This window comes from Mesobacillus jeotgali, from assembly GCF_014856545.2.
In the GTDB taxonomy this organism is placed as follows: Bacteria; Bacillota; Bacilli; order Bacillales; family Cytobacillaceae; genus Mesobacillus.
The window spans coordinates 1,164,440-1,189,117 of record NZ_CP109811.1 but is presented as its reverse complement, the minus strand read 5'-3'; the positions used below and the strand labels follow the sequence as shown (position 1 = coordinate 1,189,117).

Below are 24,678 nucleotides of genomic sequence, written 5' to 3'. Positions count from 1 at the left end.
TGGCATTTTTAAACTATATTTGTACTTTTTTCTTGCAGATTGACGATTTCCTTTTCCGAAAAATAGTCCAGCAAATGGCGATGACATGTAAAGATGAGAATCTGATTGTTATTGCTCATTTCCCTGAGCAGCTTAATCGTCCGGGCAGTCCGGTTATGATCAAAATTCACAAAGCTGTCATCGATGATAATCGGAAATGGATAACGGTCATAATGGTCGGCAGCAAGCGCAAGCCTGATGGATACATAGACCTGTTCTGCAGTTGCCTGGCTCAGTTCATTCGCCTCAAAAAACAGATGGTCATTTCTTTCAATCAGGAAGCCGCTGCCGGAAACCTGAGGAATGATCTTCATATAGCTTCCATCAGTCAATATTGACAGGAAGCTTTCAGCCCTGGCCAGCATTCTCGGCAACCGCTCATCCTTATAGCGGTCAATTGTCTTCGAAAGCAAATCCCTGGCAACCGCATATTTTGCCCATTCCTTTGCATCCTCCGTGAACTCATGCTGAAGTTGCTTATATTTATGGAGCAATTCACTGTATATGCCGCCTTCTTCAAGCACCTTCATTTTATGTTTAACATCGGCGATCGAGTCAAACTTTGCGGATAACTCCCGCTTTCTCTCTCCCAGATCCGAATTGTTTTCCTCAATCTGTTCCTCAAGCGGAATTCCTGTTAGAATCTTTCCACGGTCCTCATCGCTGATTCCCGATGCAATCAACTGATGATTGATATCCTCCAGTCTTGTCTTCCAGCCTTTTACCAATGAAGCATTTTTAGCTTTCTGCCTGAATCCATCCTCATCTTCAGTCCCGGCCTGTGTAAGCAATCCTTCCCTTTCTTGACTGAATACATGCTCTTCCTTCTGCAGTGTTGAAAGCTCTTCTTCCATTTCCTCCAGTTTCACGTTCAGTTCACGGTACCTCGACTTCTGGTCGATTGCTTCGCGCAGTGTCCGCTTCAGCAGTCCAGCCGCCTCGACCGGAGCAAGATTGCTATTTTGAAGGAATCGTTGTGCAAGCAGTTTCAGGCTGCTTTCCATTTCGATCAAAGATTCAGCCACAGTCTTTAAACTTTCTTTTATTCTCTTTCTTTCACGGAAATACTGCTTCTGTCTTTCTATTAAATGATAGGCATCCAAAACTTTAATAGGTGCGGAAGTTTCCGTCAATCCAAATTGTTTCAGTAAATCCGCTCTTCTCTGTTTTATTTGGGCTTCATCTGCTTCCCATGCTTCAAATTGCTGAACTATTTTTTCAAAGCGATCATGCTGCTGTTCAATTTTGATGTGCAGTTCTCGATGGCGCTGTCTCGCCTCTTCATCCTTGGCCAATAAACTCTTGGTAAAAGATGCATTGCCTTCAGGCTGGCTGTTCAGGTTTTCCTTTAGGGCTTTTTCCCGATCCAGCAACCTGGATAGGACCTTGTCCTCCATTGGCTTTTTGTCAGCCGACTTAAATCGCGCAGCCAACAAAAGCAGCAGGCCTGCAATCCCAATTCCGGCTAAAAACCAGGTCCCATTTGTTATTCCCCAAAGAAAAACAATCAGAAGAATGCTGCCGAGAAGAAGCAATTGATTAAAGTCTTTCTTCTGCTGCTGCCTTTGTCTTTCCTTTTCAGTCTCTTCCTTGATTTTGGCCGATTCAATCTGATCCATGACGTAGTTCAATTCGGAATGAATCCGCTCCTTATTCCCAAGCAGGTCCAGGTCTTTCACCAGCTTTGTTCGTTCAGCTTCATCAAGGAGTTCTTCCTTGGCGGATTCTGACCTTGCTTCAAGTTCTGCCAGTGCCTTTTTCTCTTCTTCAAAAGCAGATTCCAGCTCAAGCTTTTTATTCCTTAACCTTTGCTCTGTCTCATCAATGTTTTCGGCTTGTTCCTTTATGAAGATACTTGTATTGATTTCATGGATATTTCCCTCATTGAAATCTGTATGTAACTTGTCATTCAGCTGATCTATTTCTTCCGTCATTTCCTCCAGTTTGGATTCAAGCAGTCTTTTTTCCTGCTTCAGTTGATCATATAAAGGCAGATTTTCGATTGCTGCTTGTATTTCTGTTTCCATACCAAGTAAATCGGAGTTTGGCCTGTGGCTTTCCAGATCCTTCAGTAATTGATCTCTTTTCTCTTTCAACCTTAACATTCTAGCCTGATTTGATTTAAGTTGCTCGTCCACCTTCTCAAGCCGGTTAAGACCATCTTCTGGAAAAAAAGAGGGATCATGCACTTTAATTTTCCCGTCCAATGCTGCGGCTTCTATGACAAGCTTTTCATTGCGCTTATATTCACGAAGTTTAATACCGGTTTGCTCAAGCATGTAAATCTCGTTCTTAAGCCGGGCAATTTTATCCGTCAATTCATTCTTCATGCTCACCAGCTCTGAATATGTTTCATTCTGCTGCTCAGCATTCTTCAATGAAGTTTGGATGTCCTTCAATTCTTTCAATTTTTCATTCAGCAATGGCTTTTTCCCGCTGGGCTTAAAACGCAGTTCCATTTCTTTTTGAAGTAAACCCTCAGTGTTGAAGAGCTTGTCTGTACCAAGTGTCCCTGCAGAAAATAAATATCTGCCAAGCTCTTCGCCCTTCATTGCATGGATATTTTGAAGTCCATGGACGTTGAATGAAAAAATGGCCTGAAAAATGCTCTTTTCCATTCGTTTCAAGAGGTCTTTAAGTAATTCTTCGCCGCCAATCGTCCCGTCTTCAAGCGACACCGTCACATCACCGGTGGCCTTGCCTTTCACTCTCTCAATGACCGCCACTCCCCGGTCAGGAAAAAAGGCTTTGATCTTGCCGCCATACTTTGGGTTGTTTTTTGGCTCATAGCGGTTTTCGGCACTTTGCTTGCCCGGAAAGCCAAACAGGATGCTGTGGATGAATGACATGATGGTCGACTTTCCAGCTTCATTCTCACCATAGAAAATCTGCATTTGATCTAATGATTTAATCACATAATCCTCGAGTTTTCCATAACCGTATATATGCAATTCAATGATTCTCATCATTCGGCCTCCTTTCTTTAATTTTTCAGCAGCATCTGGAGAAGAATCCTCTCGGCATCCTCAACCAGTTCTTCTTTTTCTCGCTCCGACAGCATACCTAAATGCCTTCTTGCCTGGCTGTGCTGGAATAATGGTGACAGTGAATTCCCCAAGTCATCATATTGCTCAATCGTGCTGAATAACTCCTCATAGAAATCACTTTGCTTAATCAATCCGGCGCGGTCGACAGCAATATCTTCGGTGAACTTTAGCCTGTGTACCCAGACAAAAGAATCCTCTTCTTTTTCAGCTTCCTGCAGAAGTTCCAGAAGTTCGCCATTCTCTATTTTTTCAATCACATCTGATAGGCCGGAATTCAGGCCTTCAATCTTGATGTCCAGCAAGACCCCTTTTCCTTCTCTTCTTTTACTATCGATGGCATCCAGGCAATTTTCATAAAGTGAATTGAAACTAAACAAATCTCGGGCATCAATAACGGCCTCATCCCAAATCACATCAGCAGTGTCAAAAAAGGAAACTTCTGAGCCTGCTTCTGACAAACTAACGATATACGCACCTTTTTCTCCCAGCTCTTTTCTGTTCCGTCCCTGGGGGTTTCCAGGATAGACAATATAAGGCTGCTGTGATAAAAACGCTTTTTTATGAATATGGCCCAGTGCCCAGTAATCATAATCTTTTTCAATAAGATCAGATAACCTAAATGGCGCATATTTTCCATGATCACTCACACCCTCAAAATGGCCATGAAGCAAACCAACGTGAAAATCCGCACCTTCAATCTTCTGATATTTCTCAATCCACCGCTCCATCACATGCCGCTCTGGATAGCTAAAGCCGTAAAGATGGACAAGGGTGCCATCATCCTTTTTATAATCAACCTTTTCTACCTGTTCCGAGAAAAAGTGAACATTCTCCGGAAAGTCTAAAGTCAGAGATTTCACGCCAAGATGATCATGATTCCCATGGATTGCATATACCTTTATCCCTTTATCAGCCAGTTTCTCCATTTCATTACGGAGAACAGCCTGGGCACGTATGCTTCGGTCCTCCCCATCAAATAGATCTCCCGCAATGACGACAAAATCCACTTGATATTTAATCGCAGCATCTATGATATTTTTCAGGGCCGTAAATGTGCTCTTCTGGAGCCGGTGAAAAATAGCTTTTGGCAGATGCCGCAGGCCAACCATCGGACTATCAAGATGAAGGTCGGCAGTATGTAAAAACTTCACCTGTTTCATTGGATAATTCCTTTCCCGTTTCCTGTTTTCCTTTATTTTAACACTCCAAAAATGCGAATGCACGTTCTACCAACTAGATTGCAAAAAAACTGCAGTCCCCGTAAGAACTGCAGTTTCAATTTATCCAAGATATATGGTTTCCATTTCCTTTTCCTGCACCTTTCCTTCTGTCTCCCAAACACGGTAAGCCTTCGCTTCCGGTCTGGAGCTTACCGCTTTAATTAGTTCCTCATCAATATAGTGCAATGCCGCTCCGTCATCTGCTGCATACCCGCCTTTAATTCTGCGCGAACCTACAAATTTCTGATACGCGGGCCGACGCTCCTCTTCCCCATCATAATGGGGGCAGTTACTTCCTTTTAAAAAACCGAGGGTACTTAGCGGTTCAAGTCCGCTGCCAAAAGAATCTGTTACACCTTCCTCGAACCAGCAGATCGATCCCGCGCTAACTCCAGCCATTATTCTGCCCTGCTGCCAGGCTTTCCGCAGGATTACATCGAGTCCCCATTCCTTCCACAGAGCCAGCAGGTTCTTTGTATTGCCTCCTCCCACATAAATGATCTGCTTATCCATGACATAGTCTTCTAAGTCCCTTGTTGGAGGACGGAACAATGATAGATGTGATGGTATGCAGTCATGGCCTTCAAAAGCTTTATAGAATCTTGATATATAATTCTCAGCATCCCCGGAGGCAGTTGGCACAAAGCAAACTTTCGGAGTTTGAATTTCCGACTGTCCCAGAATGTACAAATCCAACAGCGGGTTCTCCGGCTCCATCGAAAAACCCCCGCCTCCCATCGCAATGATCTGACGCAACATGAACACTCTCCTTCTATACATCTAGTAATCTTATGACCGGCTTCCCTCTCCTATAAGGGCACATGCTCAGCGTTTTTGTGACCGTCTTTAAAGTCCCGGCCACGTACTTACTGTTTCATCTATAATAAATATTCCGCATAGCCGGTTGAATTCCCTGTAAAAAAGCCGCAATCCGATGATCGCGGCTTTTGACCTTTATTCATTTTTCGTAAGCTGAAGAGCTTTTTTGATGTCCTTGAATGAGTTTGATTTTCCATACATCAGGACTCCGCCACGGTAGACTCTGGCACCGAAGACAGCCAGAAAAACGATGGTGGCAACAAGGATACCGATCGATAAGGCAATCTCCCAGAAAGGGATGTTCAGCATGCCCACACGCAGAAACATCAACATCGGCGAGAAAAACGGAATGAAGGATGTATATTTTACAAATGGCGCTTCTGGCTGACTAAGCCCGAACATCGCCATCATGAAGCCAGCGATAACAAGCATTGTCATCGGTGTAATCATTTGCTGGACATCTTCAATGCGGCTGACAAGAGATCCAAGGAATGCAGCCATCGTCGCATACAGGAAGTATCCTAGTATGAAAAAGATTACCGCATAAACGATCGTGCTGGCTGGAATATTCCCAAAACCGAAGAACTCGAAGAACCCACCTTCCATGGTTTCGAGGTTCTGTTTGATGGAGAAGTACCCCACCAGCAAAAGTACCGCTAGCTGCGTCAAGCTTAACAACCCGATGCCAAGAATCTTCGCGAACATTTGCTTGATAGGCGATACGCTTGAGATCATGATCTCCATTACTCTTGATGATTTTTCAGTCGCGACTTCCATGGCAATCATATTGGCGTACATTAGGACCGCAAAATAAATGATGAAAAGCAGGACATAGACTAGTCCTCTAGCTTGATTCAGTTCCTCTTCTGTTTTGGCATCTTTTTCGAGGGCTGTTTTTACAAACTCAACTGGCGCGTACAGTTTTTCCAATTGATCTGGAGCGATATTTATCTGTGTCGAAGCCATTGCGGTTTTTATCTGCTGTAATGCAGCCTGCAGGTCTCCGGGAACAGCAGAATCAGCAATGCTCATCGCCTTGTAGGAAGCTGCCGGAAGCCCTTCATTATTCAAACTCAATTGAAGGAGGCCTTTATATTCCCCTGCCTCAACTGCTTTCCTGGCACTTTCTTCATCCCCATCATGCTTTTCCAGGACAAGCTCCTCGTTAACCATCTTCATTTGCTCATTCAGTGGCTCAAAAAGCTGTCCGGTTTCGTCGATGACTATAATTTTATCAGCCTCTTCACCTTTATTGAAAAAATCGATGATGTTAGTCATATTCGTCAGCGCGAGCATAATCCCTACTGTCAGGATGGTGGTAACTAAAAAGGATTTTGTTTTTAACTTACTCATGTATGTATGGATCAGGATAATGAAAAAATTATTCATATGAATTACCCACCTTTTCTATGAAAATATCATTGAGGCTTGGCTCTTCAAGAACAAATTTCCGGATGAACCCTTTCCCAACGATATCTTTCAGGATGTCTTCGGCAACTTGCTCACCCGAGATTTGCAGATGGATTCCTTCTGCTGTCATTTTTGCCTTTGACACTCCAGGATACTCTTTAAGAAAAGAAGTATCGAAATCGGCATGGATAACCAGATTCTTTTTCCCAAATGATCTTTTGATTTCCTTAAGGGAACCATGGACGACAGGGCTTCCCTTGTGCATGATACAGATATGCTCACACATTTCTTCAACGTGCTCCATACGGTGGCTCGCAAAAACAATCGTCATGCCCGCATTTTTCAGTTCGACGACTGCTTCTTTTAACTGTTCCACATTCACCGGATCCAGTCCGCTAAAAGGCTCATCAAGGATTAAAAGCTTTGGCTTATGGATGACAGCGGCAATGAACTGGATTTTCTGCTGGTTCCCCTTTGACAGCTCTTCCACCTTTTTATCCGCATATTCTGGTACCTTAAAGCGATTAAGCCAGTAATCAAGCTCCTTTAGGGCAGCTTGTTTTTGCATTCCTCTTAACCTGGCAAGATAGACTATCTGGTCGCGGACCTTAAGTTTTGGATAAAGTCCCCTTTCCTCCGGCAGGTAGCCGATGATACTGCTCGAATCATAATTGATCGGTTTGCCATCCCACATGACCTTTCCCTCGGAGACATCAAGGAGACCCAGGATCATCCGGAAGGTCGTTGTCTTCCCGGCGCCATTTGCACCAAGGAATCCGAACATTTCTTTTTCTGGAATATTAAGTGACAGCTGATTCACTGCTGTAAAATTGCCAAATCTCTTTGTGACTTGTTCAAGCTGTAATACCATAATCATCTTCCTCCTTTTCCAATAAATTACTACGAATTTTATAGGGAAATAGTTTCATATTTAAAAATATTTTTTGTTTTGCATATTTAAAAAAGTTATGCAAAAATAATAGTAAGAGTCGGAATTTTATAAAAAAGGGGAAGTTGTGATGGATACTTACAAACTGACAGCCTTTGAACCAAACGGGGAAAAATTGATCGACGAATCATTCCAGGCCGGCAATGATGAAGAAGCAAAGGAAATCGGATCAAGAATGCTTGAAGAAAAAAATCTCACTGATAAGACGCACCGCTGTACATCTCCTAGAGGAAAATTAATTCTTTTTCATCCATAAGAAAAAGCAAAGAGGTCAATCCTCTTTGCTTTTTTGTTTATTTCCCTTTGAACTGCGGTTTCCTTTTTTCAAGGAAAGCATTGATGCCCTCCTGGTGGTCCTCTGTTTGGCGCATTTTGAATTGGCCGTATTTTTCCAGTTCAAGGATTTTCAATAGAGATGGCCTGTTTTTCTCTGCTAGGATTTTCTTTGTTTTAATCATCGCCTGAACCGGTTTGTTCAGCCATACTTGTATTTTAGCTTCCACCGCTTCTGTAAAATCTCCTGTTGGCACCTCGTCAACAAGTCCCAGAGTCAGCGCTTCACTGGCAGAAAGAGTCTTTCCTTCCCAGATCAGCTGCTTCGCCTTCGTTTCCCCAAGCCGTTCCTCCATGAAGAAGTGGCCTCCACCATCCGGTATCAAGCCTATGCCAATAAAGTTCATTGCTATCTTGCTTGACGGCTCAGCGATTATGTAATCTGTAGCGAGTGCAAGGCTGAAGCCGAGGCCTGCCGCTGCACCTGTTACTGCGCTGATTGTTACTTTCGGCATGCTGTACAGAGTCACGATCATATCGTGAATGTCATCCATTACATGGTAGAAATCGCTTTCATTTGTATTGGAAAGCATCGTTTTGATATCACCGCCTGCTGAAAAGGCACGGCCGGCTCCTTTAATCACAACAATATCAATCTCATCAGACTTGCAGATTTCCTTCAGATTCATAGTGACTCCCTTGATCATTTCCACATCAAGAGCATTCAGTGCTGCAGGCCTGTTCAACTCAAGAACTGCAACACGTCCATTAATGTCTAATTTCACAGTGTCCGTTGAAAACTCAATCGCCACCATTCATCCCCTCCATTTATCCTTATATTTTTATTATATAGGGAGAAGTTATATTTAAAAACCTTTTTCTCACTATTTAGATTTTTTAAAGAATAACCCGAAATTCATAGCAAGTAATTGGATTATTTTTCCACTTCGCGGAATTAGGTTTGTTTTTCGCGGAATTGTAAGGTGTTTTCGCGGAAATGCCGGCCCTTTTCGCGGAATCACATATTTAACAGGAAATTGCTGGCCATCATTTATTGAAACGCGCAAAATGGTCAAATTACCCTTCAAACCATAAAAAAGCTCCCGAAATGAATCTTCGGAAGCTTATCAACATTAAATCTTCGCCTTATTAAACAAAGAATCGAGAATTTCGATCTTTTTATTAGCGTACTCTTCAAAGCTGTCGTTGTATGACTTCGGATCCTTTGGATTCGAGAACTGTGTGATGACACCTGTTTCAGGATTAATGAATTTGCTCGATGCGCCACATCCCAGGCCGATGATGGTTTGCTGTTCTTCCATGATGATGATATTGTACAGACTCTCCTGCTCTGGGAAAGCATAGCCTACATTCTCCAGGTTTCCAAGAATGTTCTTCTGTCTGTACAGATAATATGGCACGTAGTCATGTTCCTTCGTCCATGATTCAGCCATATTCATCATTCTTTCTATTTCATCGCGGCCAGCGACTTTATACTTTTGTTTATTCCGTGTCATTTCTGACGCTCTTTTGAAAGAAAGAGTATGAACCGTCAGGGATTCCGGCATCAGCTTTTCCGTTTCAGAAAGGGTATGGGCAAATTCCTCGGTCCCTTCCCCCGGAAGGCCAATAATCAAATCCATGTTTATGTTGTTCATGCCCATTTCGCGGGCCAGGTGGAATTTTTCAATCGTTTCTTCCACTGTATGGTGACGGCCGATTGCCTTCAGGGTTTCCTGGATGTATGACTGCGGATTGATGCTGATCCGGTCGATATTCCACTTTTTCAGCACTTCCAGCTTTTCAGGAGTGATCGTGTCCGGCCGGCCGGCTTCGACAGTCACTTCCCTAATATTCTCGACATCCGGGAATGACTGCTGAACCTCTTCATACAGCATATCCATTTCTTCGGCGGTAATCGATGTCGGTGTGCCGCCTCCATAATAAACAGTCGTAATCTTGATATCATTCTGCTTCAGCCAGTCCCCGATTTGGCGGATTTCATAGTGAAGCCCGCCAAGGAAAGAATCCACAGATCCTTGCCGTCCGTTAATGGCATAAGCCGGGAAGGTACAGTAAGCACACTTAGTCGGGCAAAAAGGAATGCCGATATAAATGCTGACACCATTTTTCAAATCATACAGGTCAGGCAGGGCCGCGAGCTGGCGGTCAACGATTTGCTGCATGAGCTGGATTTTTTCATCTGATATCAAATACTGTTCCTTCAGCTCTCTGTGGGCATCCTGCTGATTCATTCCTTCGCGGAGTTTTTTATGCAAAAGCTTGGTAGGCCGGACTCCTGTGAGAATTCCCCACTTCTGAATTATTCCTGTCCAGTCCTGAAGCACTTTTAAATAAGCCCTTGAAACAACTGTTTTAAGCAATTTGAATTCTTCCTTACCGCTTAAACCAGCTGGAATTTCTTTGTTGGCATCCGCTGTAAAAGTTTCCCCATTTGCCGCCAAAGCAGCTTTTACAAAAAACTCCCCGTCGACATTTTGAACATCGAATTCAATTAACGCATCAACTTCCTGGTCCGTCTCGCTTAATGCTACTTCTGATTCTTCAAAAAACAAATTAGCGATCAATCCCAGAGGACGATGTAATCTGTCATCTTGAATACCTTTTATATTAATTCTCATGAAATTCACCTTTTCCAATTAAACATGCTTCAATAAGTGTAATAGAATTATGATTCAAAGGTCAAGACAGTGTAAAAGCTACCAGTTTTTCTGCTTTGGTTCGATGATTATTATAGACGTCCTGTTCATTTTTCTGAAAAACTCATTTCCTCCTGAATCAAATCTAAAAAGAGCTTCTTTATTTGCGAATCATCCAGATATTTCACTGAAAACCACAATATATTCCCAAACAAAGCAAAAGCACGCCTGCAATCAACTCCAGGCATGCTTCTAATTTACATTTTAATAATATTCATTTTCCGAAGAAATTCGATTGGATGCTGTTTGCGGAAGTGTTCCTTAACCATGTAGCTTACTCCGTGCTGATTATTCGAACGGGTAACCCAATCCGCAGCCTTTTTTACTTCTACAGATGCATTCCCCATTGCGACTCCAAGTCCGCACGCTTCGATCATATCAATGTCATCACTGCTATCGCCAATTGCGACCATTTCCTTCAAAGGAATGCCAAGGTGTTCACCCAGTTGGATTAGGCCGTTCAGTTTCGAGACACCTTCAGGCATGATATCAAGTCTGTAGTCATTCAGCCTCGACATAGACACTTCAGAGAACATTCCATTAATCGCCTGCTGCGCATCCTTCAAATCTTCTTCGTACTCGAAATAGACCTCGATTTTAGGAGGAGAGACTGGCTCATTGACGAGTGTTTCACTGATAGAATCCGTGAATTGCTGTGAGTAAAATATCGGGTCACCTGAAGTAAACACGGTTTTAGCCAGCAGATTATGGTTTAATTTATACTTGTTTGCCAGTGAGAACTTTTCGTGCACAAGCCGGATTTGGCAAGGGAAGCTTTCCAGGAATCTGACAAGCTGGAAGGTTACATCCTCGGGAATCCGTTTTTCAAAAATTGGATCACTGCGAAGATCATTAGAAATATAGGATCCCAGGTGAGTTACAAGCAAGGAATTTATTTTCAGCGCTTTAGCCACCTTTTTAGCAGATGGAAAGCTTCTTGAAGTTACTAGAGTCACGTAAACCCCTTTTTGCTGAACGTACTCAATCGCATCCCTCGTGGATTTATGGAGCCTTCCATTTGACTGGATAATCGTGCCATCCACATTAAGCGCAAGAAGACGGTAAATCATATTTATGCCCCCATTCCTTCGGTGTTTTTGTCCTTATTTAACTTGTATGATAGAAAGCGAGAGAATAGAACATGGGCAGGGTTATGATATTAGCTTCCTGCGGGAACCAGTCCACAGATGGAATAAGGGCAGGCTACTGCCTCCAAAAGAAGTCTAGATGACGGACAATTTTTCCTTTTTTTCGCTGATTTTTGTCCGTCATAGCCTCGATGACGGACAGTTTTCCTCTTTTCCGCTGATTTTTGTCCGTCATAACCTTGATGACGGACAGTTTTTCTTCACTTCCGCAGATTTTTGTCCGTCATAACCTTGATGACGGACAGTTTTTCTTCACTTCCGTTGATTTTTGTCCGTCATAGCCTTGATGACGGACAGTTTTTCTTCACTTCCGTTGATTTTTGTCCGTCATAGCCTTGATGACGGACAGTTTTTCTTCACTTCCGTAGTCAAGCCCATTATTCTGTGTAAATTCATTCCTTATGAAAAACAAGTTAAACAGCTTATATGTTTTTGATGTTCTGGAAGGGGGGTACCCCCCTTCCAGAACATCAAAATTTTCGCTTCGCAGCGCCTACTACTTCTTCTGTTTTTTCTCTTCTTTTTCAGGGATTATTCTCTTGTTAACTTCCTCAGCGTAATCCATTAGGACAGCTCCTATTAATCTGAATGCGGATTGTGTGTTAGGAAAGATTCTAATCACTTTTTCTCTCCTACGGACTTCACTGTTTATTCTTTCTAATGAATTTGTGCTTCGAATATGCTTATGAAACATGGGTTTTTCATTTAGATATTGGATGGCATCTTCGAAACCTTCTTCTAAGATTTCTATAGCCTTCTCCAATTTTGGATTGTCACCAAATGTGTTGATGAACTCATCTTTATACTTTCTAGCGTCTTTTACCTTCGCTACTTCGAAAATTCTTTTTAGTGCGATTTTTACTTCATCCATATCTTTTTTCGGCATATGAGTGATGATATTCTTTTTGAAATGGACAGTGCATCGCTGCCAGGCAGATCCTACAAATTCTTTCTCAATGGCAGACTTCAAGCCCTTATGGGCATCGGAAATGATCAGTTTTGGTGCTTGTAGCCCTCGTGACTGTAAGTGATGAAAGAATCGCTGCCACGCTTCAAAACTCTCCACATGATCGACTCGCAAGCCCAGTATTTCCCGTCTGTTGGTCTCATCAACGGCAGTGGCGATATAGACAGCTTTGGATACCACACGATTGTGTTCTCTTACTTTGATATACATAGCGTCGGCAAAGATATAAGGGTAGTACATTGTATTGAGTGGCCTGTTTGCCCATTGGTTCACGATAGGATCCAGCTTCTCCGTGAGAGTGGATACGAACGATTTGGATACTTTATGTCCACAGAGCTGTTCCACGATATTGGTTACTTTCCTCGTGGAAACCCCGTTTACGACCATTTCAAGCATGGATAGCACGAAAGCCTGGTCACATCGAGCGTATTGCTCAAATACAGTGGTTGAAAAATCACCGTTTCTAGTACGAGGGACTCTGAGCACAATCTTTCCAATGCTTAAGAGAAGCTCACGATCATAGTAGCCGTTCCGGTAGTCGTGTCGACTAGGTGTACGCTCATAAGCACGCGCTTTTAAATGGTCATCACGTTCTTTTTCCATGAATTCATTTAATACCAGGACAATGGATGCTTTGATCACAGAATCGATGTCTGAATCCATCACGGATTCTTTTAAAAGATCTAGATTTAGGTTAAACTGTAATTGAGTCATAATTAATTCCTCCACATGTTTTTCGTCGCTGATAACATTGTAGGACAAAAGGAATTAATATGACTCATTTTCTATTTACACAATTATATGGGCTTAATCACTTCCGTTGATTTTTGTCCGTCATAGCCTTGATGACGGACAGTTTTAACTCTTTTTCGCTGATTTTTGTCCGTCATAGCCTCGAGTTCAACAGTTTTTCCTGTAATCCAAACAAAAAAAACTCCCGCCACATTGATTGGCGGGAGTCCTGACATTCTATTATTGCTGTTGATTCGGATTTCCGTAAAGCTCTTCGAGAGGCTTCATGATGATTTGGTTAAGCTCAGCAATGACCATGCTCATTCTTTGCTCTGCTTCCATCAGCTTAGAAATTAGTTCATGCTGCTGGACAAGTGCAACTGTCTTTTGCGCCTGCTCCACTTCTTCCTGGGTAATTTCCTGCCCAGTCATCTGCTTCTCCTGAAGCTGCATCTGGATATTGCGGAAGTTCTCAAACATTCTTTTTGCTGATTCATCGCTATTTACAGCATCATAAAGATTTTTCAATTCTGTGTATTCCGAACTGTTCCTGATTGCTTTTTCCAATTCGTAGGCTGAATCATAAGTATTGACTGCCATTTAAATCACTCCTTCTACGTTAAACGCTCCACTACACTATAACAAACTATGTTGCTGAATGCCAAAAGTTCGGGTTAGGCGAAATTCATCTCCTATCATGAAAATCACCAATAACAACTACTATTCATAGGATGCAATATGTGTGTTTGCCTATTTTACAATAGGTTGTTTCCTTAGGCAGCCTAAAAGAAAATGAGGAGAAGCTATGACGCCAGCAAAATCGAAAAGCTTACCCAACAATCCTGTCATCGCTTTGCTGACCGAAATAACTGAAGATAACGGACCTGACTTCGGTAAAGTCCACTCCTTTTGCGAAGAGCTTCATCAGGGAGTTTCCGAATTAGGGGGAAGCTTTTATGTTTTTTCACTTAAAGGCTTTTCTGATGAAGGAGTCGAGGGATTTTCTTATGATGACAAAGAAGATGGGTGGAAAAAAGGTTGCTTTCCCTTTCCAGCTGTCATCTATAATCGGGTTTCCTCAAGAAGGACTGAAATCAGCAAAGGATTTAAGGGGTTTTTAAATAAATTGGATGCTCGTGGAATAAAGATATTTAATCACCGCTTTCTATCCAAGTGGGAAATCCATGAATCTATATTACAAGAAGACCATTTACATCCGTTCATACCTGAAACACATTTATACACCGAGAGTCTGCTCGAAAGCATGCTCGAGAAGCATGATGAGGTATATATCAAACCTGTTCATGGAAGCCAGGGACGCAATATTATCCAGGTGGCGAAAATTGATGGGATGTACCATGCGTCTTTATCATCAATGCCGGAAAGAGATCTTCCAGGCTTCAAACATTTGTCGGAACTGGCCAGCGCCATTTCTCCAATCGTCGGAAAACGCCTTTGTATCATCCAGCAAGGAATACAGCTGTCCGAATTAAATGGCAGGAGATTGGATTTCAGGGTCCTCTGCCATAAAAATGCCCAGCAGTTTTGGAAAGTTACATCTATTGTAGCGAGGGTTTCAGCTGAACAGTATTTCGTATCAAATATTGCCCGTGGCGGCGAAGTCATGAAACCTGGGTATACTCTCGCGCTAATATTTGGAAAGGAACAGGCGAGGCATCAACTGGCATTGATGAAGGAGCTGGCCCTTGAGACAGCAGAAGTCATCAGCAAATATGCGGAGGGGCTCACTGCCGAGCTGGGGATTGATATTGGAATTGATATTAAAGGTAATTTGTGGTTGATTGAAGCCAATTCCAAGCCTTCCAAGAACTTTGAAGAGAGAAGCACGAAAATCAGGCCATCGACAAAAGCCATCATTGACCATTGCTATGGACTTTGCCAGCCATAAGGACAAAAGGAGAAATGCAAATGATTTCATTTGGAATGATGACACTTTCCATGAAAAGTGAACAAACATATCTTACCGAGATTGCCAGGCGGGCGAACCCAAATATGTTTACCTGCTTCAGGTTCTCACCCGCTAAAATCCATCCAGTCACACAATTAGTTTCGGGAGAAAAATTCGACCACAAGGAAGATTGCTGGGTAAAGGCCGAATTTCCGCTCCCGATGATCATTTATGACCGTTGTTTTTATACAAATGATCCCTCATCTAAGCAAGCCATGGCGATTGTAAAATGGCTTAAGAAAAAGGCGGATATATCCTTCCTGGGAAATGGATTGCCAAATAAATGGGCCATTTATCAGGTTCTATCGAAGTCTTCCCTGTCTCCATACATTCCCAGAACGATGCTTGCCGCCAGCGGAAAGGAAGTTGTTGCCCAGCTGGAAAAGATGGATAAGGCAGTCTTGAAACCGATTTTCGGATCGGGCGGTAACGGGATCTATAAAATTGAAAAATCAGGTGGAGAGTTCATAATCTCAGCAGACCTTGGCGGCAGGGTGTCAACAGAAAACTTCGGTTCCACTAGTGAGACAGAGATTTGGCTCGACCGCCTGTTCAGTAAAAAAGAGTATATGATGCAGCCTTACCTCGAGCTGTCCGATTCGCAAAATTGCCCTTTTGACATAAGAATTCTGCTTCAAAAGGATCATGAGGATAAGTGGGTTGTGCGAGGCAAAGGAGTCCGCCGCGGCAGGAAGGATGGAATCCTTTCGAACTTAAGTGCCGGCGGAGAAATAATACCATTTGATGAGTATGCTAATTCTCTGAATATCCGTACAAAAAGATTCATTTTACATGAGTTAGAGGAAATTCTATCAACGCTGCCCGGCATTCTTGAAGGCTCATTCCCCCGGCTTTTCGAACTGGGCGTAGATATTGGTGTTTCTAAGGACCATGCCCTATGGGTGCTTGATACGAATTCAAAGCCCGGCAGAAAAGTTATCGCTTCAACCAATCCAGATTTGAAAGAAGTGCTATATAAAGCACCACTTGAATATGCCAGAATGCTAACAGAAATTCTGCCAGAAAGAGAGGAACAGCACTTATGAGAAAAAAGTATCCAATTGAAATCATTACCCACTCCAAACAGCTAGTCTTTATCCCTGCCGAGCTGACACTTAGCAAGGATATTAATAAAATCGCGTTTGGTAACAAGGTGGTTGATGTCACATGTGCTCTTCATCCTAAAGGAAGAAACGTGATTGTACTGAGTGATGATGTGCAGAAGGAGCTCTCAATGCCCGATTTATCGACATCATTGCATCTTTTTATCGATCAGCAGACATTATTTATCGGGCCCTTGATTGGCATCCTTACATCTGGATTCACACCTTTCCCATTAAGACCGATTGGTGAGAGGTCTATGTTCTTTGCCAAGCTTCTTTCCGTCAATAAATCTGTCGGCGCCCTCCCCTTCGTCTTTGGAGAGGAACATATCGACTGGGATCATGGATTGATACAAGGTTATTTCTTTGTTGATGGTGGCTGGATGAGAATAAAAGTGCCCTTCCCCAATGTTGTTTACGACCGTCTTCCAAACAGGCGCACCGAAAGAAAATCTGAGCTCCGCAGCCTAAAATCCAGAATGCAGACCGATTACCTGATTCCATGGTATAACCCGGGGTTTTTCAGCAAACTGGATGTATTTGAGCGCCTGCAGCAGGATGAACGTGCGGCAGAGTACTTGCCTGAAACACATCAATTTTCTTCTTTTTCAGTGATTGAAAGGATGCTTTCAAACTATGGTAATGTCTATGTCAAGCCGGCTAATGGAAGCCTAGGACTGGGAATCCACCAAATCCTGTTTGATAAGCATAATGGCTATTATTATTGCCGCTATCGAGACCAGGAGGGCATTAATAAATTAACGAGGTTTGAAAGCCTGGAAAAGTTGATGAAGAAAATTTTTTACAAACGGAACCTTTCCCAGATGATTGTCCAGCAGGGCATCAGCCTGCTCAGATCCGAGAAAAGGCTCATTGATTTCAGGGTCCATACAAATAAAGATGAATACGGACAGTGGCAGGTAGCGGCGATTGCAGCAAAAATTGCCGGCCAGGGAAGCGTGACCACCCATGTGAACAACGGCGGAGTCGTAAAATCCCTTGATGAACTATTTGAAGACCAGACCGAACGGGAGCTTTGTGAAAAGAAGCTTTCAGAAGCTGCACTGGTCCTTAGCTCCATTTTGGAAAAAAACATGGAAGGAATCATAGGCGAGCTTGGTTTTGACTTTGGAATCGATAAATCAGGTAAAGTATGGCTCTTTGAAGCCAACTCAAAGCCCGGACGTTCGATTTTCAAGCATCCAAAGCTAAAGAATTTTGATTTGCTCACCAGAAAGCTATCTTTATCCTTCGGCATTTTTTTAGCGGAAAAAGCCATTACGGCACCTGAGGATATTTTCAGATGATCCTGCGCTATAATACTGAATCGAAGGCATGGACGCACGAAGCCAAAGCTGGCGAAAAACTCAGCTTTGGCTTTAATAAAATCAGCATCGCTGCTGCTTCATCCGACGCTCTTCCGGAAAACAGCCATCAGTTCTTGATGAAAAACAACCAGGGAAATATTGGTCCCCTGGTTGGAATCATGACCTCAATGAGCAAGAATATGTCCCTGTCCGGCAATGGATCATTGTTTCAGGCCCTTCAAGAGGAAACCCTGAAGCGGAATGGACTGATTGTCGTATTCCCCCCGGAAACAATCGTCAAGGATGGACTAACCGGCGTCATATTTTTACCAGCTGCGCAAAAATGGATACCTGTGAAAACGCCTCTTCCTCATCTTGTTTTTAATCGTGTTCCCTTCAGGAAAGCCGAGCAGCAGCCAGCTTTTATAGATGCCGTAAACTACCTGTCCGCACTGGGAATCCCTTTTTTCAATCCTGGCTTTATCAATAAAAACAAGCTGTATACCCTATTTTCCAGACATCCTCAATTAAGAAAGCTAATGCCTGAGAGCATCTCAGTGAAATCGATGATCAAGTTGGCTGCTTTCCTTGATAAGCATGAAGGAATTTATCTGAAGCCTGCTTCATCTTCCAAGGGAATCGGAATCTTCCGCCTCCGGGAAAAGAACGGACAAATCGAGTTCGAGAGCCATTCACATCGCCACCTTTTTCCTGGTATAAAAGAATTTTGGAAGGTCAAATCCAGACAGCTGTTAAAATATGAGTACATTGCCCAGAAAGAAGTCATGCCGACAGCCATCGACGGGAAACGATTTGACTTCCGAGTACATGCCCATGATGGGAGGAATGGATATGAGGTGACAGGAATCGGCATCCGGCAATCCCGGAAGCAGGACCTGACCACCCACTTGCCGAATGGAGGAATCCTACTTCCTTATATTAAGGTTAAGACTGACAGGCATGACCAATTCTTCGACTGGGCCGTAAAGGAAATCGGCCAGCTGCTCACTGAAGAATTAGGCTACTTCGGGGAATTCTCCCTTGATGCCGGAATCACTGAAAAAGGCAATTATGTCATTTATGAAGTCAATTCAAAACCAATGAGATTCGACGAACCAAAGATTGAGAAAAAAAGGCTCTCTGCACTTGTCGATTTATTTTTCAGGAAAACAGGATTTTGATAGAGATACAGTTAAAAATTGTGGGCCGCCCAGGAAAATGCGGCTCATTTTTAATGCCTTTATCATCGCCTTCAAAATAACAACTGTTATTCCAAAGTAATTATCTGCGCTTCTACGTGCTTGAATACTATATAATAATGAAAAGACATCTATAAGAGGGGGATTCAGGTTGATTACTCATTTCCAATTCAAATCACTATTTGAGAATAAGGATATGCCAGGCTGGCATTTCTCATTTTATTTTAAAAAGCAAAAGTTTACGGGAATTTATCATCAGAATGGGGATATTCAGTGGACCTCTGAACAGCCTTCTGACGAGAATATGAATCAGCTGAAAGAGCAAATCCACGAGCTGATGCTCTTCCATGTATATGACAAGTGATGTATGTTTCTAGTCCTTTTCCGGAATTCTAAGCATAAAAACATTGAAGGAGGATTCCATGAAGCACAAACGCGGCAAGAAGTTTGCTGAGGACCTGAAATATGAGGGACGGGATGAAGTTTATGTCGATGTTGACCGGATGATCAACGAAGGCATGGCCGGTGGTACTGTACATAGATTGGACAGCACACCCAATATTGGGGAAAGCCATGAATTTTATCCTGAAGACCCGCCAAACAAATAAAAAAAGACACCACATCCTAAAAAGGATGCTGGTGTCTTACCTGCTTTTTACAATCATATTCACTGCATCTTTGATCGCTTCGTCGGCATCTTTGCCTTCCTGTGCTGCTTCAGTAATGCAAGATTCAAGGTTTTTTGCGACAATGAAACCAATCGCGCGGTCTACTGCGGAACGGACAGCTGATAATTGAGTAACAACATCCTTGCAGTGATTCTCTTCTTCCATCATGCGAATGACTCCACGTACCTGGCCCTCTAATCGCTTCAAACGATTTTTCATTTCTGTTGTGTATTCCATTTCCTACACCTCTCTCTTACGGTACCCCGTATTGTATCTATTATACCAACATTTTTCCCTTTTTTCTACCAGTTGGCAGCTCTATGCATGATTTAACATTTAAAAGCTTCACCTGTTATAATAAAAGATATGTCAGCTTTTATCAAATTAAATCTGAGGATACTTATATGATTAATAAAATATTATCTTATTTTCCTGAATCTGTCACGCAAGAAAATATACCAGCAGATCCCTCTGCTGATTACTATTGGTTTAAAGAGGCCGATGCCAGGCCTATGTGGATCGGAATTCCTAAGGATAAAGTTTCGGAAAGCCAGCTAGATCTCATGAAAAATTTGTTCCATTTTGTCGAGCCGGAAAATAATACACATTTGTCTGGGGCAGCCCACTCCTGGAACCAATTTCTCTTCCATGGTGGTGAAATGCCGTCCGAAGACGCCGATGAAGTCCGTTTCATTCAGTTCCGGCTTCAGGTAAAAGATATGGAAACAGAGGGAATCCATGAAGCTTTAAACGGATTTTTTCCTGACCATACCATCATCTGGATTCACAGCACATTTGGAATCATTATTGAAGAAAAAAAGGAAGTGTCGGAAAGCGCTGAAGAACTTTATTCTATTGCCTCAACATTTGAAAGTGATTTTTTTGTTAAAATCTCCTTTTATATCGGCAAATTTCAAAAAGTTACTGCGCAGCTCCCTCACTTTTTCGATAGAGAAAAGCAGGTGTTCGAGGAATTAATCAGTCTTACTACTCGTGATGTTGTAAACACGTTTGAAAAGGCGTTTCCGATGCTGTTAGCGACACATTTGCCTGATTATCTAAAAAACATTCTTGAATTTTCAATCCTTGAGGCATTTGAAGAAGATAAAGAATTAATGGCTACGATTAAAACTTTTCTGGAAAGCAATTCTAACGCTTCTCTTTCGGCCAAAAAACTTTATGTCCACCGAAATACACTTCAGTATAGATTGGACAAATTCATGGAAAAGACCGGCGTCAACTTGAAGGATTTTGATGCGGCAGTTGTTGTCTACCTTGCAAGCCTTTATGAGGAGTTGCGCTGATTCAATACACTGGTGCAAATGTATTAAACAAATTGCATAAAAGGGCTTACATTATTTTTGTGCACCCTGCCGATGATTGTTTCAGGTCATTTCCGCTAAACTGTTTTTGTAGACAAACATACAGGGAGGCTAAAAAAAATGGCCGAGTTAAAATTAGACAATATTTATAAAATTTATGATAACAAAGTCACAGCTGTAGAGGATTTCAACCTTCATATCCAGGATAAAGAATTCATCGTATTCGTTGGCCCATCTGGCTGCGGTAAATCGACGACACTTCGTATGATCGCGGGTCTTGAAGAAATCTCAAAAGGTGATTTCTACATCGATGGCAAGCGCGTGAATGACGTTCCTCCTAAGGATCGTGACATTGCGATGGTTTTCCAGAACTATGCACTATATCCGCATATGACTGTTTACGATAACATGGCATTCGGATTGAAGCTTCGCAAGTTCCCTAAGGACGAAATCGATCGCCGCGTTAAAGAAGCTGCAAAGATCCTTGGTCTTGAGCCTTATCTAGATCGTAAGCCAAAAGCTCTTTCAGGTGGTCAGCGTCAGCGTGTTGCTTTAGGACGTGCTATTGTCCGTGACGCAAAGGTATTCTTGATGGATGAGCCATTATCAAACCTTGACGCAAAGCTTCGTGTACAAATGCGTGCTGAAATTGCAAAGCTTCACCGCCGTCTTGATACAACGACTATTTACGTAACGCATGACCAGACAGAAGCGATGACAATGGCAACGCGCCTTGTAGTCATGAAAGATGGTATTATCCAGCAGGTTGGAGCTCCTAAGGAAGTTTACGAAAATCCAGAGAACGTCTTCGTTGGCGGTTTCATAGGATCACCTTCCATGAACTTCTTTACTGGCAAGCTTGAAGAAGGCAAATTCACAGTCAACAACTCTTCAATTGCTATTCCAGAAGGAAAAATGAAAGTTCTTCGTGCCCAAGGCTATGTTGGCAAGGACATCATCCTTGGTGTTAGACCGGAAGATCTTCACGACGAGCCAGTATTCATCGATGCATCCCAGGGCGCTACTATTAAGGCGACTGTTGAAGTATCTGAATTAACTGGTGCTGAAACAATGATTTACTCTCAATTCGAAGGCCAGGATTTTGTTGCTCGTGTTGATTCACGTACAGATGTATCACCAGGCCAAGTCATCGAATTGGCATTTGATATGAACAAGGTCCACTTCTTTGACGCTGAAACAGAAAGAAGAATCCGCCCTTAATATTTAAAAAGCAACCGCAGCCTGCGGTTGCTTTTTTTCATATAACCAAGCCTCATTCTTTAATCAAGAACACCTTACTTGACCCACAATCTGGACATTTGAACAGATGCGGGCATTCCCCTTCAGCATAATCAGTTGGATATCCATCTTCAAGCTTCATTTGATCGATTGGCATATAAGGGCTGTAATCATCATAAAAATCCGCTTCGCGTCCATTGTTCTCCATACTGCTGCTGCAGTTTGGACACGATGGAGTGATGTTTTTGAAGCCATTGCAAATCGGGCACATACCCATTCTCTTCAATCCTTTCTGCTTAACTGCTATAGATAGTTTGTGTTGATTGGAAATGGTTATGTAGGAGTGTTATTTTGGAATTAATTACCTTAATTCATTAGCGCATAAACTTCTCAAAACAAAACATACTAGTTATTAATAAAACAGCAACAGAAAACAACGCAGCAGCAACAAGCGCAACAAAACATTGGGTTAAGCCTTAGAAGGCAGCTATTACGCGCGCCGGTGCAATTCCGGCTAGCCCAGCCAATTACCTATCGAGGGTTAACCAGGAGGCATGGCAAAAGTCATGATTGGTTCGAATCCAATACTAACCCAAATACAACTTTGAAAAACACAAAGGAGGAAATATTAATGGCTAGCAGTAACAACTCTAATCAATTATTAGTTCCTGGTGTTCAACAAGCTCTTGATCAAATGAAGTACGAAATCGCTACAGAATTTGGCGTACAACTTGGTGGAGAAACTACTTCTCGCGCTAACGGATCTGTTGGTGGAGAAATCACTAAGCGCCTAGTTCAAATGGCTGAGCAACAACTTGGTGGTTCTGCACGCTAAATTGTAATCAACAATAATTAAATAGAATGGCTTAGGCCCCCTTTAATAGGGGGCCTTTTAATTTGGAAGGCTTCCGCCCACGAAAATGGGAGCCATGAACATTTATACCCCTATGCAGTCTCGTTTATATTCTACCATCAGGTGTTAAATCATCTTTTCAGGCTTAACCCACTCATCATATTGCTCTGATGTCAGATAACCTGTTTTTATCGCAGCTTCCTTCAAAGTTGTATTTTCTTTGAAGGCGAGCTTGGCGATTTCCGCTGCTTTTTCATAACCAATGTGAGGATTCAAAGCAGTTACAAGCATTAATGACCGCTCAACATGGCCAGCAATCACATCCAGGTTTGCCTCAATTCCTTCCGCACAGTTATCATTGAACGACCTCATTCCATCTGCCAACAGCTTGGCGCTTTGCAGGAAGTTATAAATAATAACTGGTTTAAATACATTCAGTTCAAAATTCCCCTGGCTTGCGGCAAAACCAATTGTGGCATCATTGCCGAAAACCTGTGTCGCCACCATTGTCAGCGCTTCGCTTTGGGTGGGATTGACCTTACCAGGCATAATCGAACTGCCCGGTTCATTTGCTGGTATCGAAAGTTCACCAATCCCGCTTCTTGGTCCGCTTGCCAGCCAGCGAACATCATTAGCAATTTTCATTAAGTCTGCTGCGAGCCCTTTTAATGCTCCATGAAGGAATACGATTTCGTCGTGTGAAGTCAATGCATGGAATTTGTTAGGAGCGGAATGGAATGTCTCATCTGTTTGTGCAGTAAGCTGCTTCGCTACCTGTTCCCCAAAATCCTTCGCGGCATTGATCCCTGTTCCTACAGCCGTCCCGCCAATCGCTAAATCCCGGACGTATTTCAGTCCATCCTTAATCATCTGCTCATTCTTTTCAAGCATGGCTCTCCAGCCGCTGATTTCCTGTCCCAGTGTCAATGGAGTCGCGTCCTGGAGGTGTGTCCTGCCGATTTTTATGATGTCATTGAATTCCTGTTCTTTTCTCTTTAAAGTTTCTTTGAAGAGCTCCAGTGAAGGCAGAACTTCACTTGTCACCTTTTTTACCGCGGCAATATGCATCGCTGTCGGGAATGTATCGTTCGAGCTTTGTGACATGTTGACATCATCGTTCGGGTGGATTTTTTCATCTGACCCTTGACCTGCGAGCAGTTCATTCGCCCTTCTTGCGACCACTTCATTCACGTTCATATTGGATTGAGTTCCGCTTCCCGTCTGCCATACGACTAACGGAAAATGGGTATCGAATTTCCCGGAAATTACTTCATCACAGGCTGCCTCGATTGCCTTAGCTTTTACTTCTGCCAGCTTTCCTGAACCTGCATTCACATTGGCTGCAGCTTTCTTGACTTCGGCAAAAGCATAAATCACTTCAATCGGCATTTTTTCTGTCCCGATCTTGAAATTCTGTTTGCTGCGCTGTGTTTGTGCACCCCAGTATTTATCTGATGGCACCTTGATTTCACCAATCGTATCTCTTTCAACTCGATATTCTGACAACACGATCCCTCCTCAATCTAATTATTAACTTATCAAAACATTTAAAACATTTTCGCCTCTAGGATAACTGTTATTAAGAATAAATTACAGAAAAGTGCATTTTAATGGACGAAAAAAGCGGAAGCAGCCATGAATGCTGTTTCCGCTTTTCATTATGTCTATTTTTGCTCCCGATTATGCCTTATAAA

23 protein-coding genes are annotated in these 24,678 nt (G+C 42.6%); 10 read left to right on the top strand and 13 right to left on the bottom strand.

Annotated features, from left to right (window positions below):
- Nucleotides 1–8: 8 nt before the first annotated feature.
- The 5 genes from FOF60_RS05910 to FOF60_RS05890 form a co-directional block, all read right to left on the bottom strand.
- Nucleotides 9–3,008, bottom strand: coding sequence for an AAA family ATPase (locus FOF60_RS05910; protein ID WP_192473278.1), 3,000 nt, complete (start codon nucleotides 3,006–3,008; stop codon nucleotides 9–11).
- A 14-nt stretch (nucleotides 3,009–3,022) separates the two neighbouring features.
- Nucleotides 3,023–4,246 carry a metallophosphoesterase family protein gene (locus FOF60_RS05905; protein WP_192473277.1) on the bottom strand — a complete coding sequence of 408 codons (1,224 nt, stop codon included), beginning with the start codon at nucleotides 4,244–4,246 and terminating at the stop codon, nucleotides 3,023–3,025.
- 120 nt (nucleotides 4,247–4,366) lie between these two features.
- The gene (locus FOF60_RS05900; protein ID WP_192473307.1) at nucleotides 4,367–5,062 is read right to left on the bottom strand and encodes a Type 1 glutamine amidotransferase-like domain-containing protein; all 696 of its coding nucleotides are present in this window, start codon (nucleotides 5,060–5,062) and stop codon (nucleotides 4,367–4,369) included.
- A 198-nt stretch (nucleotides 5,063–5,260) separates the two neighbouring features.
- On the bottom strand, nucleotides 5,261–6,514 hold the full coding sequence (locus FOF60_RS05895) for an ABC transporter permease (protein WP_192473276.1): 1,254 nt from the start codon (nucleotides 6,512–6,514) through the stop codon (nucleotides 5,261–5,263).
- Nucleotides 6,507–7,406 carry an ABC transporter ATP-binding protein gene (locus FOF60_RS05890; protein ID WP_192473275.1) on the bottom strand — a complete coding sequence of 300 codons (900 nt, stop codon included), beginning with the start codon at nucleotides 7,404–7,406 and terminating at the stop codon, nucleotides 6,507–6,509. The genes FOF60_RS05895 and FOF60_RS05890 overlap by 8 nt, the downstream gene beginning before the upstream one ends.
- 148 nt (nucleotides 7,407–7,554) lie before the next feature.
- On the opposite strand from FOF60_RS05890, the gene FOF60_RS05885 reads away from it, so the two are divergent.
- The gene (locus FOF60_RS05885; RefSeq protein ID WP_192473274.1) at nucleotides 7,555–7,740 is read left to right on the top strand and encodes a YhzD family protein; all 186 of its coding nucleotides are present in this window, start codon (nucleotides 7,555–7,557) and stop codon (nucleotides 7,738–7,740) included.
- 37 nt (nucleotides 7,741–7,777) lie between these two features.
- Here FOF60_RS05885 and FOF60_RS05880 read toward each other — a convergent pair whose 3' ends face one another.
- The 5 genes from FOF60_RS05880 to FOF60_RS05860 form a co-directional block, all read right to left on the bottom strand.
- Nucleotides 7,778–8,572: an enoyl-CoA hydratase gene (locus FOF60_RS05880; RefSeq protein WP_225650419.1), complete on the bottom strand. Its 795-nt coding sequence runs from the start codon at nucleotides 8,570–8,572 to the stop codon at nucleotides 7,778–7,780.
- Between the two features lie 318 nt (nucleotides 8,573–8,890).
- Complete coding sequence (locus FOF60_RS05875) at nucleotides 8,891–10,399, bottom strand: coproporphyrinogen III oxidase (RefSeq protein ID WP_192473273.1); 1,509 nt, start codon at nucleotides 10,397–10,399, stop codon at nucleotides 8,891–8,893.
- Between the two features lie 275 nt (nucleotides 10,400–10,674).
- A complete protein-coding gene (locus FOF60_RS05870; protein WP_192473272.1) occupies nucleotides 10,675–11,547 on the bottom strand; it encodes a Cof-type HAD-IIB family hydrolase in 873 nt (290 codons plus the stop codon).
- A 574-nt stretch (nucleotides 11,548–12,121) separates the two neighbouring features.
- A complete protein-coding gene (locus FOF60_RS05865) occupies nucleotides 12,122–13,306 on the bottom strand; it encodes an IS256 family transposase (RefSeq protein WP_192473842.1) in 1,185 nt (394 codons plus the stop codon).
- A gap of 258 nt (nucleotides 13,307–13,564) precedes the next feature.
- Nucleotides 13,565–13,924, bottom strand: a complete 360-nt coding sequence (locus tag FOF60_RS05860) for a YlbF/YmcA family competence regulator (protein WP_192472866.1) — start codon at nucleotides 13,922–13,924, stop codon at nucleotides 13,565–13,567.
- Between the two features lie 205 nt (nucleotides 13,925–14,129).
- On the opposite strand from FOF60_RS05860, the gene FOF60_RS05855 reads away from it, so the two are divergent.
- From FOF60_RS05855 to FOF60_RS05830, 6 genes are all read left to right on the top strand, one after another.
- Nucleotides 14,130–15,233 carry a YheC/YheD family endospore coat-associated protein gene (locus FOF60_RS05855; RefSeq protein ID WP_192472865.1) on the top strand — a complete coding sequence of 368 codons (1,104 nt, stop codon included), beginning with the start codon at nucleotides 14,130–14,132 and terminating at the stop codon, nucleotides 15,231–15,233.
- A gap of 20 nt (nucleotides 15,234–15,253) precedes the next feature.
- Entirely contained in the window at nucleotides 15,254–16,339 is a 1,086-nt protein-coding gene (locus tag FOF60_RS05850; protein WP_192472864.1) for a YheC/YheD family endospore coat-associated protein, read from the top strand.
- Nucleotides 16,336–17,703 (top strand): YheC/YheD family endospore coat-associated protein, encoded by a 1,368-nt coding sequence (locus tag FOF60_RS05845; protein ID WP_192472863.1) that lies wholly within the window; start codon nucleotides 16,336–16,338, stop codon nucleotides 17,701–17,703. The genes FOF60_RS05850 and FOF60_RS05845 overlap by 4 nt, the downstream gene beginning before the upstream one ends.
- Nucleotides 17,700–18,884, top strand: coding sequence for a YheC/YheD family endospore coat-associated protein (locus FOF60_RS05840; RefSeq protein WP_192472862.1), 1,185 nt, complete (start codon nucleotides 17,700–17,702; stop codon nucleotides 18,882–18,884). Before FOF60_RS05845 ends, FOF60_RS05840 begins: the two co-directional genes overlap by 4 nt.
- A 169-nt stretch (nucleotides 18,885–19,053) precedes the next feature.
- Nucleotides 19,054–19,266, top strand: a complete 213-nt coding sequence (locus FOF60_RS05835) for a YheE family protein (RefSeq protein ID WP_192472861.1) — start codon at nucleotides 19,054–19,056, stop codon at nucleotides 19,264–19,266.
- Nucleotides 19,267–19,324: 58 nt separating this feature from the next.
- Nucleotides 19,325–19,510, top strand: a complete 186-nt coding sequence (locus tag FOF60_RS05830; RefSeq protein ID WP_192472860.1) for a hypothetical protein — start codon at nucleotides 19,325–19,327, stop codon at nucleotides 19,508–19,510.
- Between the two features lie 36 nt (nucleotides 19,511–19,546).
- Here the strand turns inward: FOF60_RS05830 and FOF60_RS05825 are convergent, their stop codons facing one another.
- On the bottom strand, nucleotides 19,547–19,807 hold the full coding sequence (locus tag FOF60_RS05825) for a metal-sensitive transcriptional regulator (protein WP_192472859.1): 261 nt from the start codon (nucleotides 19,805–19,807) through the stop codon (nucleotides 19,547–19,549).
- A gap of 167 nt (nucleotides 19,808–19,974) precedes the next feature.
- Between FOF60_RS05825 and FOF60_RS05820 the strand changes: the two genes are divergently transcribed.
- Both FOF60_RS05820 and FOF60_RS05815 read left to right on the top strand, forming a co-directional pair.
- Complete coding sequence (locus tag FOF60_RS05820) at nucleotides 19,975–20,874, top strand: PucR family transcriptional regulator (RefSeq protein WP_192472858.1); 900 nt, start codon at nucleotides 19,975–19,977, stop codon at nucleotides 20,872–20,874.
- 138 nt (nucleotides 20,875–21,012) lie between these two features.
- Nucleotides 21,013–22,113 carry an ABC transporter ATP-binding protein gene (locus FOF60_RS05815; RefSeq protein ID WP_192472857.1) on the top strand — a complete coding sequence of 367 codons (1,101 nt, stop codon included), beginning with the start codon at nucleotides 21,013–21,015 and terminating at the stop codon, nucleotides 22,111–22,113.
- Nucleotides 22,114–22,165: 52 nt separating this feature from the next.
- Here FOF60_RS05815 and FOF60_RS05810 read toward each other — a convergent pair whose 3' ends face one another.
- A complete protein-coding gene (locus FOF60_RS05810) occupies nucleotides 22,166–22,408 on the bottom strand; it encodes a hypothetical protein (protein WP_192472872.1) in 243 nt (80 codons plus the stop codon).
- Nucleotides 22,409–22,762: 354 nt separating this feature from the next.
- Between FOF60_RS05810 and FOF60_RS05805 the strand changes: the two genes are divergently transcribed.
- On the top strand, nucleotides 22,763–22,966 hold the full coding sequence (locus tag FOF60_RS05805) for an alpha/beta-type small acid-soluble spore protein (RefSeq protein WP_023615428.1): 204 nt from the start codon (nucleotides 22,763–22,765) through the stop codon (nucleotides 22,964–22,966).
- Between the two features lie 144 nt (nucleotides 22,967–23,110).
- On the opposite strand, the gene fumC is transcribed toward FOF60_RS05805, so the two are convergent.
- Nucleotides 23,111–24,490 carry a class II fumarate hydratase gene (gene fumC, locus FOF60_RS05800; protein WP_192472856.1) on the bottom strand — a complete coding sequence of 460 codons (1,380 nt, stop codon included), beginning with the start codon at nucleotides 24,488–24,490 and terminating at the stop codon, nucleotides 23,111–23,113.
- Nucleotides 24,491–24,678 lie beyond the last annotated feature (188 nt).